General features: G+C 71.2%; 17 protein-coding genes and 1 tRNA gene. 15 read left to right on the forward strand and 3 right to left on the reverse strand.

The window, feature by feature from the left end; genetic code table 11:
- The first annotated feature begins 33 nt into the window (after positions 1-33).
- The 5 genes from recO (at position 34) to C4T78_RS28440 (ending at position 4,047) form a co-directional block, all read left to right on the forward strand.
- Positions 34-831, forward strand: a complete 798-nt coding sequence (recO, locus tag C4T78_RS28420; RefSeq protein ID WP_093351718.1) for a DNA repair protein RecO — start codon at positions 34-36, stop codon at positions 829-831.
- Positions 832-900: 69 nt separating this feature from the next.
- Positions 901-1,734, forward strand: coding sequence for an isoprenyl transferase (locus C4T78_RS28425; RefSeq protein ID WP_093351721.1), 834 nt, complete (start codon positions 901-903; stop codon positions 1,732-1,734).
- Entirely contained in the window at positions 1,734-2,165 is a 432-nt protein-coding gene (locus C4T78_RS28430; protein WP_093351723.1) for a hypothetical protein, read from the forward strand. The genes C4T78_RS28425 and C4T78_RS28430 overlap by 1 nt, the downstream gene beginning before the upstream one ends.
- Positions 2,166-2,347: 182 nt before the next feature.
- Positions 2,348-3,349, forward strand: a complete 1,002-nt coding sequence (locus C4T78_RS28435; RefSeq protein WP_093351726.1) for a permease — start codon at positions 2,348-2,350, stop codon at positions 3,347-3,349.
- Positions 3,349-4,047 carry a TIGR03943 family putative permease subunit gene (locus tag C4T78_RS28440; protein ID WP_093351728.1) on the forward strand — a complete coding sequence of 233 codons (699 nt, stop codon included), beginning with the start codon at positions 3,349-3,351 and terminating at the stop codon, positions 4,045-4,047. The genes C4T78_RS28435 and C4T78_RS28440 overlap by 1 nt, the downstream gene beginning before the upstream one ends.
- Before the next feature lie 6 nt (positions 4,048-4,053).
- Here the strand turns inward: C4T78_RS28440 and C4T78_RS28445 are convergent, their stop codons facing one another.
- Positions 4,054-4,470: a Fur family transcriptional regulator gene (locus tag C4T78_RS28445; RefSeq protein WP_093152114.1), complete on the reverse strand. Its 417-nt coding sequence runs from the start codon at positions 4,468-4,470 to the stop codon at positions 4,054-4,056.
- The gene (locus tag C4T78_RS28450; protein ID WP_093351731.1) at positions 4,467-4,940 is read right to left on the reverse strand and encodes an ArsR/SmtB family transcription factor; all 474 of its coding nucleotides are present in this window, start codon (positions 4,938-4,940) and stop codon (positions 4,467-4,469) included. Before C4T78_RS28450 ends, C4T78_RS28445 begins: the two co-directional genes overlap by 4 nt.
- A 214-nt stretch (positions 4,941-5,154) precedes the next feature.
- Between C4T78_RS28450 and C4T78_RS28455 the strand changes: the two genes are divergently transcribed.
- From C4T78_RS28455 to C4T78_RS28475, 5 genes are all read left to right on the forward strand, one after another.
- Positions 5,155-6,540: a glycine--tRNA ligase gene (locus tag C4T78_RS28455; protein WP_093351733.1), complete on the forward strand. Its 1,386-nt coding sequence runs from the start codon at positions 5,155-5,157 to the stop codon at positions 6,538-6,540.
- A gap of 111 nt (positions 6,541-6,651) precedes the next feature.
- Positions 6,652-7,305 (forward strand): YdcF family protein, encoded by a 654-nt coding sequence (locus C4T78_RS28460; RefSeq protein WP_235863490.1) that lies wholly within the window; start codon positions 6,652-6,654, stop codon positions 7,303-7,305.
- Between the two features lie 259 nt (positions 7,306-7,564).
- Complete coding sequence (locus C4T78_RS28465) at positions 7,565-8,845, forward strand: deoxyguanosinetriphosphate triphosphohydrolase (protein WP_093351735.1); 1,281 nt, start codon at positions 7,565-7,567, stop codon at positions 8,843-8,845.
- Between the two features lie 149 nt (positions 8,846-8,994).
- Positions 8,995-9,180 carry a hypothetical protein gene (locus tag C4T78_RS28470; RefSeq protein ID WP_093152102.1) on the forward strand — a complete coding sequence of 62 codons (186 nt, stop codon included), beginning with the start codon at positions 8,995-8,997 and terminating at the stop codon, positions 9,178-9,180.
- 293 nt (positions 9,181-9,473) lie between these two features.
- Complete coding sequence (locus C4T78_RS28475) at positions 9,474-10,568, forward strand: serpin family protein (protein ID WP_093351738.1); 1,095 nt, start codon at positions 9,474-9,476, stop codon at positions 10,566-10,568.
- 47 nt (positions 10,569-10,615) lie between these two features.
- Here C4T78_RS28475 and C4T78_RS28480 read toward each other — a convergent pair whose 3' ends face one another.
- Positions 10,616-11,509 carry a sigma-70 family RNA polymerase sigma factor gene (locus C4T78_RS28480; protein ID WP_093351740.1) on the reverse strand — a complete coding sequence of 298 codons (894 nt, stop codon included), beginning with the start codon at positions 11,507-11,509 and terminating at the stop codon, positions 10,616-10,618.
- Positions 11,510-11,613: 104 nt separating this feature from the next.
- On the opposite strand from C4T78_RS28480, the gene dnaG reads away from it, so the two are divergent.
- The 5 genes from dnaG to C4T78_RS28505 all read left to right on the forward strand — a co-directional run bounded on the left by dnaG (position 11,614) and on the right by C4T78_RS28505 (position 16,242).
- Complete coding sequence (dnaG, locus tag C4T78_RS28485) at positions 11,614-13,503, forward strand: DNA primase (protein ID WP_093351743.1); 1,890 nt, start codon at positions 11,614-11,616, stop codon at positions 13,501-13,503.
- A complete protein-coding gene (locus C4T78_RS28490) occupies positions 13,500-14,030 on the forward strand; it encodes a hypothetical protein (protein WP_093351745.1) in 531 nt (176 codons plus the stop codon). The genes dnaG and C4T78_RS28490 overlap by 4 nt, the downstream gene beginning before the upstream one ends.
- Before the next feature lie 61 nt (positions 14,031-14,091).
- Complete coding sequence (locus C4T78_RS28495) at positions 14,092-14,847, forward strand: trans-aconitate 2-methyltransferase (RefSeq protein WP_093351748.1); 756 nt, start codon at positions 14,092-14,094, stop codon at positions 14,845-14,847.
- Positions 14,848-14,958: 111 nt separating this feature from the next.
- Positions 14,959-15,031 (forward strand) — tRNA-Asn (locus C4T78_RS28500).
- A gap of 146 nt (positions 15,032-15,177) precedes the next feature.
- On the forward strand, positions 15,178-16,242 hold the full coding sequence (locus C4T78_RS28505; RefSeq protein ID WP_220389071.1) for a threonine aldolase family protein: 1,065 nt from the start codon (positions 15,178-15,180) through the stop codon (positions 16,240-16,242).
- The last annotated feature ends 136 nt before the right edge of the window (positions 16,243-16,378 follow it).

Below are 16,378 nucleotides of genomic sequence, written 5' to 3' on the forward strand. Positions count from 1 at the left end.
GAGGTGCTCGCACGGAGGTGCGACGATGGGGGCGTGAGCCTCTACCGGGATACCGCTGTCGTGCTGCGGGTGCAGAAGCTGGGTGAGGCGGATCGGATCATAACCCTGCTGACCCGCCGCTACGGCAAGGTGCGGGCGGTGGCCAAGGGCGTGCGCCGGACCACCTCGCGGTTCGGCGCCCGCGTCGAGCCGTTCTGCCACGTCGACGTGCAGCTCTACACCGGTCGCACGCTCGACGTGATCACCCAGGTGCAGACCGTGGACGCCTTCGGCCTGCACATCGTCGACGACTACCAGCGCTACACCTCGGCCTGCGCCGTCCTGGAGACGGTGGACCGGTTGGCCGCCGAGGAGGGCGAACCGGTGCTGCGGCTCTACCTGCTGGCCATCGGCGCGCTGCGGGCGCTGGCCGGCCGCGAGCGCGACTCCTCGCAGGTGCTCGACGCGTTCCTGCTGCGCGCGATGTCGTTCGCCGGGTGGGCCCCGGCGCTGTCGGAGTGCGCGCGGTGCGGCGAGTCCGGGCCGCACGCGGCGTTCAACGTGCAGGCCGGTGGCGCGGTGTGCGTGCGCTGCCGCCCGGCCGGTTCGGTGCGGCCGTCCGCGCACACGCTGCCGCTGATGGAGGCGCTGCTGCAAGGTGACTGGGCCGGCGCGGAGCGGGCGGAGCAGTCGGCCCGCCGCGAGGGCAGCGGGCTGATCGCCGCGCACCTGCAGTGGCACATGGAGCGCCAGCTGCGCTCGTTGCCGCTGGTCGAGCGGACCGTCCCCGAGCTGATCCGGGAGCGTGCGGCGGAAGCCGCGCTGGTCGGCACCGCCGAGGACGGGCGCTGAACTGTTGATCGACGCGTGCGGGGACAATGTGGTCCGCACGCTCAGCAGTCCGAAGAGGAGAAGCCAGTTATGTTGCGACGCCGTGGGCGGGGCAAGGACGACCCGAGCGTTCGGGCACCCGACCCGCACGCCTCGGGGGAGAAGCCGCCGGCGCTGCCCGCCGAGTTCGTGCCCAACCACGTCGCGGTCGTGATGGACGGCAACGGCCGGTGGGCCAACGAGCGCGGACTGCCCCGCATCGAGGGGCACAAGCGCGGCGAGGCCGTCGTGCTGGAGCTGGCCCGCGGGGCGATCGAGCTCGGCGTCAAGTGGCTGTCGCTGTACGCCTTCTCCACCGAGAACTGGAAGCGCAGCCCGGACGAGGTGCGGTTCCTGATGGGCTTCAACCGCGACGTGATCGCGCGGCGCGTCGACGAGCTCGACGAGATGGGTGTGCGGGTGCGCTGGGCCGGGCGTAAGCCGAAGCTGTGGCGCAGCGTGGTCAACCAGCTGCAGGACGCCGAAGAGCGCACGAAGAACAACGAGGTCATGAATCTGACCATGTGCGTGAACTACGGTGGGCGGGCCGAGGTCGGCGACGCGGCGCGGGAGATCGCGCGGCTGGCCGCGGCGGGGAAGATCAATCCGGAGCGGGTCGACGAGCGCACCATCGCGAAGTACCTGTACCAGCCGGAGATGCCGGACGTGGACCTGTTCATCCGGCCCTCCGGGGAGCGGCGGACGTCGAACTTCATGCTCTGGCAGTCCGCCTACGCGGAGTTCGTCTTCCAGGACACGCTGTTCCCCGACGTGGACCGACGGCACCTGTGGCAGGCGTGCGAGGAGTACGCGCGCCGCGACCGGCGGTTCGGCGGGGCCATCGACCGGGCGGCGAACGCCGAATCCGCCCAGGAGGGCAATTGATGACCCAGGAGGCTGCTACCACGGCGCGGTTGATGACCGCGGCGAAGGAAGCACTGGAGACCTACCACGACGTGCACGTCGACGACGACGGCGCGCTCACCTTCCGGCACTCCGAGGTGCCGTGCGCGGTGCAGGCGATGCAGCTCGCCGAGGGGCTGACCGTGCTGAGCCTGACCTGCGTGGTCGCTTGGGACCTCCCGGCGACCGACGAGCTCGCCCAGTCGGTCGCGGAGCGGGCCGGGCAGGGGCTGTTCGGCACGCTGGGCGTGGTCCGCACCGAGCGGGGCATGGACGTGACGCTGCGCTACGCCTTCCCGGCGGAGGGCATGGCACCGGCGCCGCTGGGCACGCTGCTGATGCTCGTCGTCGCGACGGCGTCCCAGCTGCGCACGGAGCTCTTGACCGAGCCCGAGGGCACCGGGGCCCCGTAGCCACGATGCGATTTCAATGGAAATCAGACGTCTGATTTCCATTGAAATCGCGGCCCACTGCCCCCTTCGGGGGATGCGTCGGTGTGTTGGGTTGCCGTGCTCGACCAGCGGTGACGGGTCTTCGCAGCCGCCTTAGCGCACTAGTGCGAACGATTATCAGTTCGAACTGGCACGATGGGCGGGTGACCGAGATCGCCGATCCGCCGCGCGTGCGGCGGCCCCTGATCACCTCCCTGGAGGTGCTCTGCGTCCTGATCGTGCTCGCCGCGGTGTTCCAGTCGCAGGTGACCGCGCTGCTGGACGTGCCCGCGCTGCGCACCGGCTCGACGGTGTTCGTCGCGGTCTGCGTGCAGGCCATGCCGTTCCTGGTGCTCGGCGTGCTGGTCAGCGGGCTGATCGCGGCGTTCGTCCCACCGGACGCGCTGCGCCGCGTGCTGCCCGTCAAACCCGGTGCGGCGGTGCCGGTCGCCGGGATCGCGGGCGTCGCGCTGCCGGGGTGCGAGTGCGCTTCGGTGCCGGTCGCGCGCCGCTTGATGCAGCAGGGCGTCGCGCCCGCCGCGGCGCTGGCGTTCCTGCTGGCCGCGCCGGCGATCAACCCGATCGTCCTGGTCTCCACCGCGGTCGCGTTCCCCGGCGAACCGCGGATGGTGCTGGCCAGGTTCCTCGGCTCGCTGCTGACGGCCTGCGCGATGGGCTGGCTCTGGGCGCGGCTGGGCAAGGCGGAGTGGCTGGCCGAGCGCGCGCTGCGCCGGGTCGAAGCGCGGCCCGGCGGCAGCCGCTGGGTGGTGTTCGCCGAGTCCGCGCGGCACGACCTGGTCGAGGCCGGTGGCTTCCTGGTGCTGGGCGGTCTGACGTCGGCGGTGTTCAACGTCCTGGTGCCCGCCGAGTGGCTGGATTCGCTGGCCGGTCAGCTCCTGCTCGGCGTGCTGGTCATGGCCGTGCTCGCGGTGGTGCTGGCGCTGTGCAGCGAGGCCGATGCGTTCGTGGTGGCGTCGATGCCCGGCCTGCCGCTGATCCCGAAGCTGGTGTTCCTGGTGGTGGGCCCCGCGGTGGACCTGAAGCTGATCGCGCTGCAGTCCGGCGCCTTCGGCCGCGGCTTCGCCGCCCGCTTCGCCCCGGTGACGTTCGTGGTCGCGATCGCCTGCGCCGTCGGCGTCGGCGCCGTGCTGCTAGGAGGTTCGTGATGCGCCGGGAGACCCAGAACCTGCTGTTGCTGCTGCTCGGCGGCGCGCTGCTGAAGATCGCGCTGGGCGGCAGCTACCTGCGCTACGTCAAGCCCTCGCTGTTCCCGTGGCTGCTGGTGTCGGGCGCGGTCATGATCGGGCTCGCGGCCTTCGCCATCGTCCGCGACATCCGGGCCGGGGGCCCCGGGCACCACGAGCACGACACGCGCAGCCCGTGGCTGTTGCTGCTGCCGGTGTTCGCGATCTTCCTGGTGGCCCCGCCCGCGCTGGGCTCGGACTCGGTCACCCGGGACCGCGCCGCGGCACCGCAGGCCCCGGCCGAACCGCTGTTCCCGGAGCTGCCGCCGGAGCAGGCCCCGCTGCTGAGCGCCTCGGAGTTCATCACCCGGGTGATCTGGGACGACAGCGGATCGCTCAACGGCCGGACGGTCCGCCTGCAGGGCTTCGTGGTGCACCCGACGCCGGAGACGACGCAGCTCGCGCGCATGCGCATCACCTGCTGCGCCGCCGACGCGGCACCGGTGAAGATCGACCTGGCCGGGGCGCCGCAGGCGGCGCAGCTCCCGGCGGACACCTGGATCGAGGTGGCGGTCCGCCTGCGCCCGGGCACGGCCACCGAGTCCAACGACTACGTCCCCACCGTGGACGTGCTCGCGCTCCGCACGATCCCGGCCCCGCCGGACACCTACGAGTACTGACCGAGGTCAGCCCGCGCAGTCGGGGCAGGTGCCGATGATCTCCACGGTGTGGCTGACATCGGTGAAGCCGTGCTCCTGGCCGATGCGCTCCGCCCAGTTCTCCACCGGCGGATCGGACACCTCGACGGTCCGGCCGCAGTGCCGGCACACCAGGTGATGGTGGTGGTGGCTGGAGCACCGCCGGTACACCGATTCGCCCGACGGGTTGCGCAGCACGTCGACCTCGCCCGCGTCGGCCAGGGTCTGCAGGGTCCGGTAGACCGTGGTCAGCCCGATTCCCTCGCCCTGCCGCCGCAGCTCCTCGTGCAGCTCTTGCGCCGAGCGGAAGTCGTCGACCTGGTCGAGCAGGTTCGACACCGCCGCTCGCTGCTTGGTGGCCCGCAGTCCCGGTACCCCGACCGCAGGGCCCTCACCGGTGGTCACGCTGTCTCCGTCTCCTGTCCGCCGTCGGATTCGGTGGAGCGCACCGCCGCCGGTCCGCGCGACCGGGCTCCGGAGGTCTCCTCCGCGTGCGTGGCGGCGTCCACCACGATGTGCGCCAAGTGCTCGTCGACGAGCCGGTAGACGACCTCCCGGCCGTGCCGCTCGCCGTGCACGACCCCGGCCGACTTCAGCACCCGCAGGTGCTGGCTGATCAGCGGCTGGGCGACGCCGAGGGCGTCGACCAGCTCGTGCACGCAGCGCTCGGAGGTCCGCAGCTGCAGGACGATGGCGATCCGCACCGGGGCGGCCAGCGCCCGCAGCAGCTCACCGGCCTCCACCAGGACCTGCTGGTCCCACAGCGGCGCCGGGTGCGCGTCCCGGTCCGGGGAGTGCACGTGGTCCTCGGGGCGCTCCAGACCGGGCCGCGCGGTCGGCTGGGCCGGCTCGGCATCCGGGCTGATAGCGGGCATCGGTTCCTCTCCGAGGTGTCTTGGCGCGGGGCCGTCGCGCCGCGCCGTCGCGCGGTGGCGCTCCACGCACCCATCCTACGGGTAACACACTTACGGTCGATCGCATCGACACCACGGCCCGGGCGCACGCTCGCCGCGCCGCGATCGGTACGCTGGGAAACTCCAGCCCGACCAGCTGGTTCGACTCATCCAGCGAATGATTTCCGGAGTTAACGTGCCCGCCGACCAGATCGACACGATCGTCAATCTCTGCAAGCGCCGTGGTTTCGTCTTCCCGTCCGGTGAGATCTACGGCGGTACCCGGTCGGCCTGGGACTACGGTCCGCTGGGTGTCGAGCTCAAGGACAACATCAAGCACCAGTGGTGGAAGTTCATGGTGCAGGGCCGCGACGACGTCGTGGGCCTGGACTCCTCGGTGATCCTGCCGCGCCAGGTCTGGGAGGCCTCGGGGCACGTCACCGCGTTCCACGACCCGCTGGTGGAGTGCACGTCCTGCCACCACCGCTTCCGCGCCGACCAGCTCGCCGAGGAGTACTCCGAGCGAACCGGCAAGGAGACCGCCGAGGACGACCTGTCCGACGTCCCGTGCCCGAACTGCGGCACCCGCGGCCAGTTCACCGCGCCGCGCGAGTTCAACATGATGCTCAAGACCTTCCTGGGGCCGGTCGAGAGCGAGGAGGGGATGCACTACCTGCGCCCCGAGACCGCGCAGGGCATCTTCGTCAACTTCGCCAATGTGATGACCACGGCGCGCAAGAAGCCGCCGTTCGGCATCGGCCAGATCGGCAAGTCCTTCCGCAACGAGATCACGCCGGGCAACTTCATCTTCCGGACCCGCGAGTTCGAGCAGATGGAGATGGAGTTCTTCGTCGAGCCGGGCGAGGACGAGCAGTGGCACCAGTACTGGATCGACCAGCGCATGTCCTGGTACACCGACCTGGGCATCAGCAGCGACAACCTGCGGGAGTACGAGCACCCGAAGGACAAGCTGTCGCACTACTCCAAGCGCACCGTCGACATCGAGTACCGGTTCCGCTTCGGCGGCCAGGAGTGGGGTGAGCTCGAGGGCATCGCCAACCGCACCGACTTCGACCTGACCACCCACTCCAACCACTCCGGGGTGGACCTGTCCTACTTCGACCAGGCCAGCAACTCCCGCTACCGGCCGTACGTGATCGAGCCCGCGGCCGGTGTGGGCCGTCCGATGATGGCGTTCCTGATCGACGCCTACCACGAGGACGAGGCGCCCAACGCCAAGGGCGGCGTGGACAAGCGCGTGGTGCTGAAGCTGGACCGCAGGCTGGCGCCGGTGAAGGTCGCGGTGCTGCCGCTGTCCCGCAACGCCGAGCTGTCGCCGAAGGCCCGCGACATCGCCGCGCAGCTGCGCCGCAACTGGAACGTCGACTTCGACGACGCCGGTGCGATCGGCCGCCGCTACCGCCGCCAGGACGAGATCGGCACCCCGTTCTGCGTGACGGTCGACTTCGACACGCTGTCCGACCACGCGGTCACGGTTCGCGAGCGCGACACCATGAGCCAGGAGCGGGTGGCGATGGACAAGCTCGAGGAGTACCTGGCAGTCCGCCTGCTCGGCTGCTGAGACCGTTCCAGTTCACCCGGCGGGGATCTCCGCCGGCGGAGATGCCGAGCGGTGCCCGGGTCGGCCGGCCGATCCGGGCACCGGCCCCGAAGTTCTGCGAGGTTTGCCCGCGTGAGTCACCACCGCGCCGCCCACCGGTCCAGCTCGGGGCGCACCCTGAGCCGGGTCCTGGTCGGCACGCTGCTGGTGGCGCTGCTGGTCGGCGGCGGCACCGCGTTCCGGGTGTGGCAGGTCGCGCGGTTCGACGACCGGCGGCCGGTGGACATCGTCGTCGTGCTCGGCGCCGCCCAGTACCACGGCAAACCCTCCGACGTGCTGGAGGCGCGGCTCAACCAGGCGCTGAAGCTGTACCGGGCCGGGCTGACGGAGTACGTCGTGACCGTAGGCGGCAGGCAGACCGGCGACGCCTACACCGAGGCCCAGGCGGGCAAGAAGTGGCTGAGCGAGAACGGGGTGCCCGCCGATCACATCGTCGAGGTCGACGTCGGCGAGGACACCCTGGGCAGCGTGCAGGCCGTGGCCGATCTGGCCGCGGACCGCGGCTGGGACAGCGCGCTGATCGTGAGCGACCCGTGGCACTCGCTGCGGGCGCGGACGATGGCCAACGACCTCGGGCTGCAGGCGTGGGCTTCGCCCGCCCGCTCCGGCCCGGCGGTGCAGACCCGCGAGTTCCAGTTCCGCTACATCGTCCGGGAGACCGGCGCGCTGCTGTACTACCGGCTGACGCACGCCCCGGCCGAGCTCAACGGCGACGGCCTGGGCTGAGGGCCGGTCCGGCGAACTCGTTCTGCGTGGCGGAACCTCAGTTCCCGCCTGGACTGCCGGTGCCCTTGTGCACGCAATGCACGGCGGCGTCCTCGCCAGGCGAACGCTGAGGACTCGCGGCGGTGCGAGCTGGGCTGAGCGGCTGCGCCGCTTCGAAGGCGAGAGGCCGGGGCGAGTTCTGACGCCACCCGGTGGGGCGGCCGCGAAACGCCTGCGGCCTGCGGCGATTCGTCGGGTTCCGGCCGTAGTCTGAACCGCGATGGACACCACGCCCGGCTACCGCGCACACGATCTGCAACGGCTGCTGCCCGAGTCTCCGAAGCTCGCCCTGCCCGAGGGCGCGCGCTCGGACGACCGCACACCGTTCGCCCGCGACCGAGCGCGCGTGCTGCACTCGGCGGCGCTGCGCAGGCTGGCGGGCAAGACGCAGGTGGTCGGCCCGGAAGAGGGCGACGTGCCGCGCACCCGGTTGACGCACTCGCTGGAGGTCGCGCAGATCGGGCGGGGCATCGCCGCGGCGCTGGGCGCCGATCCGGACCTGGTCGACACGGCGGGGCTCGCGCACGACATCGGCCACCCGCCCTTCGGCCACAACGGCGAGCGCGCCCTCAACGACCTGGCCGGGGCCTGCGGCGGTTTCGAGGGCAACGCGCAGACGCTGCGGATCCTCACCCGGCTGGAACCGAAGCTGGCCGAATCCGGTGACGTCGGCCGCGGGCTGAACCTGACCCGGGCGTGCCTGGACGCGGCGACCAAGTACCCGTGGCCGAAGCGGCCCGGCGAGGCCAAGTTCGGCGTGTACCCGGACGACGTGGCGGTCTTCGAGTGGCTCCGGCAGGACGCCCCGGCGCAGCGCCGCTGCCTGGAGGCGCAGGTGATGGACTGGGCCGACGACGTGGCCTACTCGGTGCACGACGTCGAGGACGGGGTGCTGTCCGGCCGGATCTCGCTGCGCTCGCTGACCAGCGGTGATGAGCGCGCGGAGATCGTCCGGATGGCCGCGAAGTACTTCAGCGGCCCCGGCGACGCCTCGGGACTGCTGGATCACGCCGCGGCGGAGCTGGTGCGCTGGCCGGTGGTGGCGGCGGTGCTGGACTACGACGGCACCTTCGCCGCGCAGGTGGCGCTCAAGCGGCTCACCAGCGAGCTCGTGGGCCGGTTCGTGGCCGCCGCGGTGACCGGCACGGTGCAGCGGTTCGGTCCGGGTCCGCTCACCCGGTACCGCGCTGACCTGGTCGTCCCCGAGCCGGTGGTGGCCGAGGTCGCGGTGCTCAAGGCGGTGGCGCTGCGGTACGTGATGAGCGATCCGCAGCGGTTGCGGATGCAGGAGCGGCAGCGGTCGATGCTGGCGGAGCTGGTGGACGCCCTGGCCGAGGGCGCCCCGGAGTCGCTGGACCCGGCGATGGCGGCGGCGTGGCGGCGCGCCGGGGACGATGCCGCGCGGCTGCGGGTGGTGCTGGACCAGGTGGCCTCGCTGACCGACGCGCAGGCGGTGCGCTGGCATCGAAAGCATGTACGGAAAGTGCCCGAATCCGTGTGACGTTCATCCGAAAGGGGTGAGTTGATCTGGGTTTCTCCTTGACGCTTACGCAGAGTGTCCGCTGGTAGGTCCCGACCGCCGGCGGTGCCCGACCCCCGAACACGCCAGCGGCCCGGCCCCCGACATCACCGGGTCGCGAGGAGACCCCGATGCGCAACCGGCACTACATCCAGAAGCTCGTCGTCGGCGGCGAGCCCTACGTCAACACGGACAACCTGGCCGACTGGGTCAACGACCTGCACTGGCAGGACCCGGCGGCCCAGCGCGCGGCCAGCTACATCGCCCAGGAACTCCGCCTGATGGGCCTGTCCGACATCGAAGAATCCCTCCGCTGACCGCTGCGGGTTTCCAGTCTCGTTCTGCGTTGCGGTGCGGGTGGCGGAAGCTCGGAGACCGCCTGGCCGCGGGCTCCCGCAGTCCCAACACGGCGAGCGGGCCGTCCTCGCCGAGCGACGTCTGAGAACCCGCGGCGGTGCGAGTTGCGAGGGCGAGTCGTGCGCCTGCGGTGGCCAACCACGGTTCGCGTGGAAGCCAACGATTCGCGTGCGAGGGCGGCCGGGTGGGCCGGTCGGCTGGCAGACTCGGGATCAGCCCGGAGCCAGCCGACGCGGAACGGAGCCCAGCGGCCGTGAGCGAACACCTCGACTTCAGCCTGTCCCTGCACCGGAAGCTCGCCCCGCAGCCGGACGAGCAGTTCTGCTGGTCGCCGTACTCGGTGTCCAGCGCACTCGGCCTGGCCGCCGCCGCGACCGGCGGCCGGACCAGGGAAGAACTGATCACCGCCCTGCGCGCGGACCCGACCGCACTGCTCGACGTGCTCGGCGGCGCGGCCGAGCTGACCGCGGGCGGCGCGGCCGAACCACCGGTGCTGGCGGTGGCGAACACGCTGTGGGCGCACGAGGACCTGCACGTCGAGGAGTCCTACGTGCGCGCGCTCAAGGACTGGCCCGGCAGCGACGTGCGCAACGCGCCGTTCCGCACCGACCCGGAGAAGTCCCGACGGCTGATCAACACCGACGTCGCGGAAACCACCCGGGAGCTGATCCCGGAGCTGCTGCCCGCCGGCTCGGTGCGCACGGACACGGTCGCCGCGCTGGTCAACGCGCTCTACCTGAAGGTCTCGTGGCGCGAGGCGTTCGACGAGCACGCCACCACCGCGCGTCCCTTCCACGCCCCGGCAGGCACCCGCGAGGTGTCGACGATGCACGTCACCAGGCGTTTCGGCTACGCCGCGGCGGATGGCTGGCAAGCGGTCAGCCTGCCCGCCGCCGGGGGAGTGGAGGCCGTGGTCCTGCTCCCGGACGAAGGCCTCGACCGGGCCGAGCCGGACCTCGACGCGGCCCGGCTGAGCGGACTCCTGGACGCGGTGAAGCAGCAGCGCGTGGAGCTGTTCCTGCCGAAGTTCGACGTCACCGGTGACGCCGAGCTGACCCAGCCGCTCGGTGCCCTCGGCGTCCACGACCTGTTCACCCCGGCTGCGGACTTCTCGCCGCTGACCGACCGGTCGTTGCGGGTCTCCGCGGTGCTGCACCAGTCGGTGCTGGAGGTGGACGAGAAGGGCCTGGAGGGCGCGGCGGCGACGGCGGTGATGATGCGCCTGACGGCGATCGTCCAGGAGCCCGAGCCGATCCGGGTCGAGGTCGACCGGCCCTTCCTGTTCCTGGTCCGCCACCAGGCCACCGGAGCCCTCTACTTCCTCGCCCGGATCACCGACCCGAGCTGACAGCCCGTGAGCGCTTCGGGGGCCAGAACACCCCGAAGCGCTCACGGTCACCACGGGATCCGGGTGAGCTTGTCCGGGTTGACCACGTCGAAGATCTCCGCGGGCCGACCGTCGCGGATCGCGATGGTGAACACGCGCGGCGCGACCTCGGGAGAGCCGGGCAGCAGGACGCCGAGGTCGCCGTTGACCAGCACCAGGCGGATGTTCTCCAGCAGCTTGTCGTCGTACTTCTGCATGAGCCCCACGGCGAACCGGGCCACCTTGTCGATGCCCACGACCGGGCGCCGGGCGGTGCGCGCCTTGCCGCCGCTGTCGCCGAGGACCACGACCGTCGGGTGCAGCGTGCGGGCGACCGCGTCGACGTCCTTCGACGCCAGCGCGGCGAGGAACGCCTCCACCACCCGCTGCTGCTCGGGCAGCGGCACCCGCTGCGGCGGGTCGGCGTCGGCCATCGCCCGCCGCGCCCGCGAGGCGTGCTGCCGGGCCGCGACGACGCTGCAACCGAGCACCTCGGCGATCTCGGCGAACGGCACCTCGAAGCCGTCGTGCAGCACGAAGGCCAGCCGCTGGTCCGGCGGCAGCTCGTGCAGCACGCGCAACGCGGCCATCCGCAGATCGTCCTGACCGGCCACGATGTCGCCCGGGTCGTCGTCGAGCGAGGTCACCAGCGGTTCCGGCAGCCACGGGCCGACGTACTGCTCGCGCTGCACCGCCGCCGAGCGCATCCGGTCCAGGCACAGCCTGCTGACCACCGTGGTCAACCAGGCGCCCAGGTCGCGGATGTCGTCGCGGTCGACCGTCGCCAGCCGCAGCCAGGCGTCCTGCACCGCGTCCTCGGCGTCGGCGATCCGGCCGGTGAGCCGGTAGCCGAGGCCGATCAGCCGGTTCCGGTGCTGGTCGAATTCCGCGGCGAGCTCGGTGCTGGTGACGGTCACGTCGATGATTCTGCCGCAGCGGCAGCGCGAGCAGACCGAAGTGTGGCGCGCCAGCCTCCAGGAGCGGACACCTGGACGGTGCCGATCGCAATGCCCCTAGACTGGGCCGCGTGGCAGGCAGGATCCGGGAGAGCGACATCGCCGAAGTGCGCGATCGCATCCGGATCGACGACGTCGTAGGCGAATACGTCGCCCTGCGCAGCGCCGGGGGCGGCGCGCAGAAGGGCCTGTGCCCGTTCCACGACGAGAAGACGCCGTCGTTCAACGTGCGCCCCAGCCACGGCACCTTCCACTGCTTCGGCTGCGGCGAGGGCGGCGACGTCATCGCCTTCCTGATGAAGATCGAGCACCTCGGCTTCGTGGAGTCGGTCGAGCGGCTGGCCGATCAGGCGGGCATCCAGCTGCAGTACGAGGGCGGCGCACCGGGGCCGAAGCGCGACCGCGGCACGCGGGCGCGGATGGTCGAGGCGCACCGCATCGCCGCCGAGTTCTACGCCGAGCAGCTGCGCTCGCCGGAAGCTCTGAAGGCCCGCGAATACCTGGCGGAGCGCGGTTTCGACGAGGCGGCGGCCCAGCGCTTCGGCTGCGGGTTCGCGCCCGCGGGCTGGGACAAGCTGACGAAGATCCTGCTGCAGAAGGGCTTCGAGCTCGACGAGCTGATCAAGTGCGGGCTCTCCAAGGAGGGCCGCCGCGGCCCGATCGACCGGTTCCACCGCCGGTTGCTGTGGCCGTTGAAGGATCTCGGCGGTGACGTGGTCGGTTTCGGCGCGCGCAGGCTCTTCGACGACGACCCGATCCAGGCCAAGTACGTCAACACCTCGGCGACGCCGATCTTCAACAAGTCGCAGGTGCTGTTCGGCATCGACCTGGCCAAGCGGGAGATCGCCAAGCGCCGTCAGGCGGTGGTGGTCGAGGGCTACACCGACGTGATGGCGATGCACCTGGCCGGGGTGCCGACGGCGGTGGCCTCCTGCGGCACGGCCTTCGGCGACGAGCACATCGCGGTGCTGCGCAGGCTGATGCTGGACGACGACGTGTTCCGCGGCGAGGTGATCTTCACCTTCGACGGCGACGAGGCGGGAAAGAAGGCCGCGCTCAAGGCTTTCGAGGGCGAGCAGCAGTTCACCTCCCAGACGTTCGTGGCGATCACGCCGGACGGGATGGATCCGTGCGAGCTGCGCGAGGCCAAGGGCGACGCGGCGGTGCGCGATCTGGTGGCCCGCCGCCGGCCGCTGTTCGAGTTCGCCATCCGCAGCCTGCTCAACGAGCACGACCTGACCACCGTCGAGGGCCGGGTCGCCGCGCTGAAGCGGACGATTCCGCTGGTCCAGCAGATCAAGGACCAGAGCAGCAAGGAGAACTACGCGGTCCAGCTGGCCGGCTGGTCGGGCTGGCACAGCGAGAACGACGTCGTGCGCCGGGTCAAGGGCGGCAGTGGACGACAGGCTCGGCCCGTGCGCAAGCAGGCCCCGAAGAACCAGGTCGCGCTGGGCATCGACGTCGACCTGCCGCGCAGGCCGCCGCGCAACGATCCCCGGCTGCTGGTGGAGCGGGAGGCGCTGAAGGCGGCGCTGCAGCTGCCTGCGCTGGCCGGGCCGACGTACGACGCGCTGCCGGAAGATGCCTTCACCGAGCGCGCTTACGCCGAGCTGCACCGCGCGATCCTGCTGGCCGGAGGCACCGCGTCCGGGCTCGACGGCGCTTCCCTGGTTGGCGCGGTGGCGCAGCAGTGCGGCAACGAGGTCGTCGCCCGGCTGCTCACCGAGCTCGTCGCGGAGCCGCTGGACGTGCAGAGCGATGACGGCCCGCGCTACGTCGCGGACTTGATCACTCGCATGCAGGAGCGCCTGGTCAGCAGGCAGATCGCGGACATCAAGTCGAACGTCCAGCGGATCTCGCCGGTGGAGGACGCCGAGGAGTACAACGCGCTGTTCGGCGACCTCATCGCGCTGGAGGGCTACCGAAAGGCCCTGCTGGAAAAGATCATGGGGACGATGTGATCACCTGGCTGCGTCGGCTGGGCGCCCGGTTGAGCGGCACGGCCGAGCTGCCGGCCGACTTCGCCGGAGAGCTCGCGCCGGAGGAGCACGTCCTGGCGGTGGCCCGGACGTCGGACGGTGCGCTGGTCGCCACGCACCTCGGCCTCTGGCTGCCGGAGGGACGCCGCATCGGCTGGCACCTGCTGAGCAAGGCCACCTGGAAGAACGGCGCGCTCACGCTGGTCGAGGCAGAGGAGACCGGCGATGCGGGTGGTGCGGTGCTGCTGCGCGACCTGCCGGACCGCCGCCTGCAGCTGACCGAGCCCAGGCGCCTGCCCGACGTCGTGCACGAGCGCGTGAACAAGTCGATCCGCTCCCGCCACCACCGCGACCTGCCCGGCGGGGGAGCGTGGTTCGTGCAGCGCAAAGTCCCCGGTCAGGACGGGATCGTGCTCCAGGTGCGGCCGGATCGGGGAGCGGACGAAGCAGCGGTCGCGGAGTTCGCCGCCACCGTCGTCGAGCAGCTGAACCGCGCGAAAGAGCGCTGATCGCTCGACATCCGAGCACCTCCAGGAATACAGTACGAGCGTACTGCTAGGGAGGCTCGGCATGTGGGATCCGCAGAAGTATCTGACGTTCAGCGAACAGCGGGACCGCCCGGCCCACGACCTGATGGCCAGGGTCGGGGCCGAGCGAGCGCGCCGGGTGGTCGACCTCGGCTGCGGCGCGGGCAACCTGACGTCGCTGCTCACCGACCGCTGGCCGGACGCCGAGGTCGAGGCCACCGACTCGTCCTCGGAGATGGTCGAAGCCGCGCGAGCCCGCGGAGTCCCCGCCCGCCTGGAGGACGTCCGGGACTGGAAACCGCTGCCGGACACCGATGTCGTGCTGTGCAACGCGGTCCTGCAGTGGGTTCCCGAGCACGTGGAACTGCTGCGCCGCTGGCTGCCCGAACTGCCGTCGGGCGCCTGGTTCGCCTTCCAGGTCCCGGGCAACTTCGAATCGCCGTCCTACGTGGCGATCCGCGAACTGCTCGCCGAGCCGCGCTGGCGAGGCCGGGCGGGCGTCCTGCGAGCCGACACGGTGCTCACGCCGGTGGGCTACGCCGACGCCCTCGCGGATCTCGGTGTTGCCGTGGACGCTTGGGAGACGACCTACGTCCACGCCCTGCAAGGCCCCGACCCGGTCCTGGAATGGGTGACGGGAACGGCGCTCCGCCCGGTCCGCGACGCCCTGGGCGACGAGGAGTGGGAGGAATTCCGCGCCGAGCTCGCGTCCCGCCTCGCAACGGCCTACCCGCAGCGCCCCGACGGGGTGACGTGGTTCCCGTTCCGCCGCGTCTTCGCGGTGGTGCACCGCCTGTGACCTGCGAAGACACGCCGACGATCGATAAGAGGGGGGTCCCGTGAAAGCTCCGCGGGGGATGCGCTAAAGTAGTCCATGTCAGCGAGACGAGCTGACGGAACAAAAGAACATTCCTCCGTAGCTCAATTGGCAGAGCATTCGACTGTTAATCGAAGGGTTACTGGTTCGAGTCCAGTCGGAGGAGCGCAAAGCCCCAGATCCACGATCTGGGGCTTCTTGTATTGCGCTCTCGTCGGGCGCGCGCCGCGGGGTGGTGGCCGCCTGACAGCGGTTGAGCCGGTGTTCACCGCCGTCATGGGATGTCGGTGGTTGTTGGCAGGCTTCCGGGTCATGGGTGGTTCGGTGGTTCGGCGTTCGCTGGCCTTGCACTCCGTTCTTCGGCTCAAGCCGCACGACCTGTTGCGGCAGTGGGCCGATCTGGTCGGTCCGGAGACGTTGCCGGAGGAACCGGTGGCCGTGCTGGAGGCGCGGATCGCCGAGCTGGTGGGGACTCCCGCGGCGTTGTTCTTCCCCACCGGCGCGATGGCTCAGCAGGTGGCGTTGCGGGTGCACGCGCAGCGGCGGGGGCGGTGGACGTTCGCCGGGCATCCGCATCTGCACCTCGACAACTGGGAGCTGCAGGGTTACAACGCGGTTCACGGACTGCGGTTCCACCCGGTCGGGGACCGGAATCAGCTGCTGCGCAAGGCGGATCTGGCCGCCGTCGGCGAACCGCTGGCCGCCGTGGTGTGGGAACTGCCGCAGCGGGATCTCGGCGGGCTGCTCCCGGAGTGGGAGCAGCTGTGCGAGCAGGTCGACCTGGTCCGGTCGCGCGGTGCGGCGGTGCACCTCGACGGTGGGCGGATCTTCGAAGCGCAACCGTTCTACGACCGCCCGCACGCGGAGATCGCCGGGCTCTTCGACACCGTCTACGTGTCGCTCTACAAGGGTCTGCAAGGTGTTCGCGGCGCCGTGCTGGCCGGCGATGAGGAGACGGTGGCCGAGGCCGCGGTGTGGCGAAAGCGCCTTGGCGGTGCGATCCCGAACGCTTGGCCGTTGGCGCTGGGCGCGCTGGCAGGGCTGGACCGGCTCGTGCCGCGGATGGCGGAGTTCCGCGATCACGCCGTCGCGATCGCCGCCGCGCTCAACGCGGACGGGACCGTGCGCGTGTTTCCCGATCCGCCGCAGACTCCGCTGTTCCACGTCCACGTTCCCGCCGCCAAAGCGGCGGTCGAGCGGGCCGGTGCCCGAATGCTCGCCGAGACGGGCACGCAGCTGTTCATCAAGGTCCGCTCATCGCCGGATCCGTCGCGGTGCTCGTTCGAGATCACGGTTGGCGAGAACGCGATGGAGTTCGACCCTGACGAGGTGGTGGAACTCGCCCGAGACCTGGTGAACCGAGCGCAGGCCGGATGACCCACCCGGCCGCCCGTCGCAGTTCCGGGCCGGGACGCTCGAAGCACGGGTGCGTGGTCGGCGGACTGGTGTGGGTCTTGGAGGGCCATGGTGGAGTGGCGGATCCGATGTCCTGCACTGCGGGATCGACTGCGCT

Origin of the sequence: Saccharopolyspora kobensis (genome assembly GCF_900108315.1) — a bacterium.
GTDB classification, from domain to species: Bacteria; Actinomycetota; Actinomycetes; order Mycobacteriales; family Pseudonocardiaceae; genus Saccharopolyspora; species Saccharopolyspora kobensis.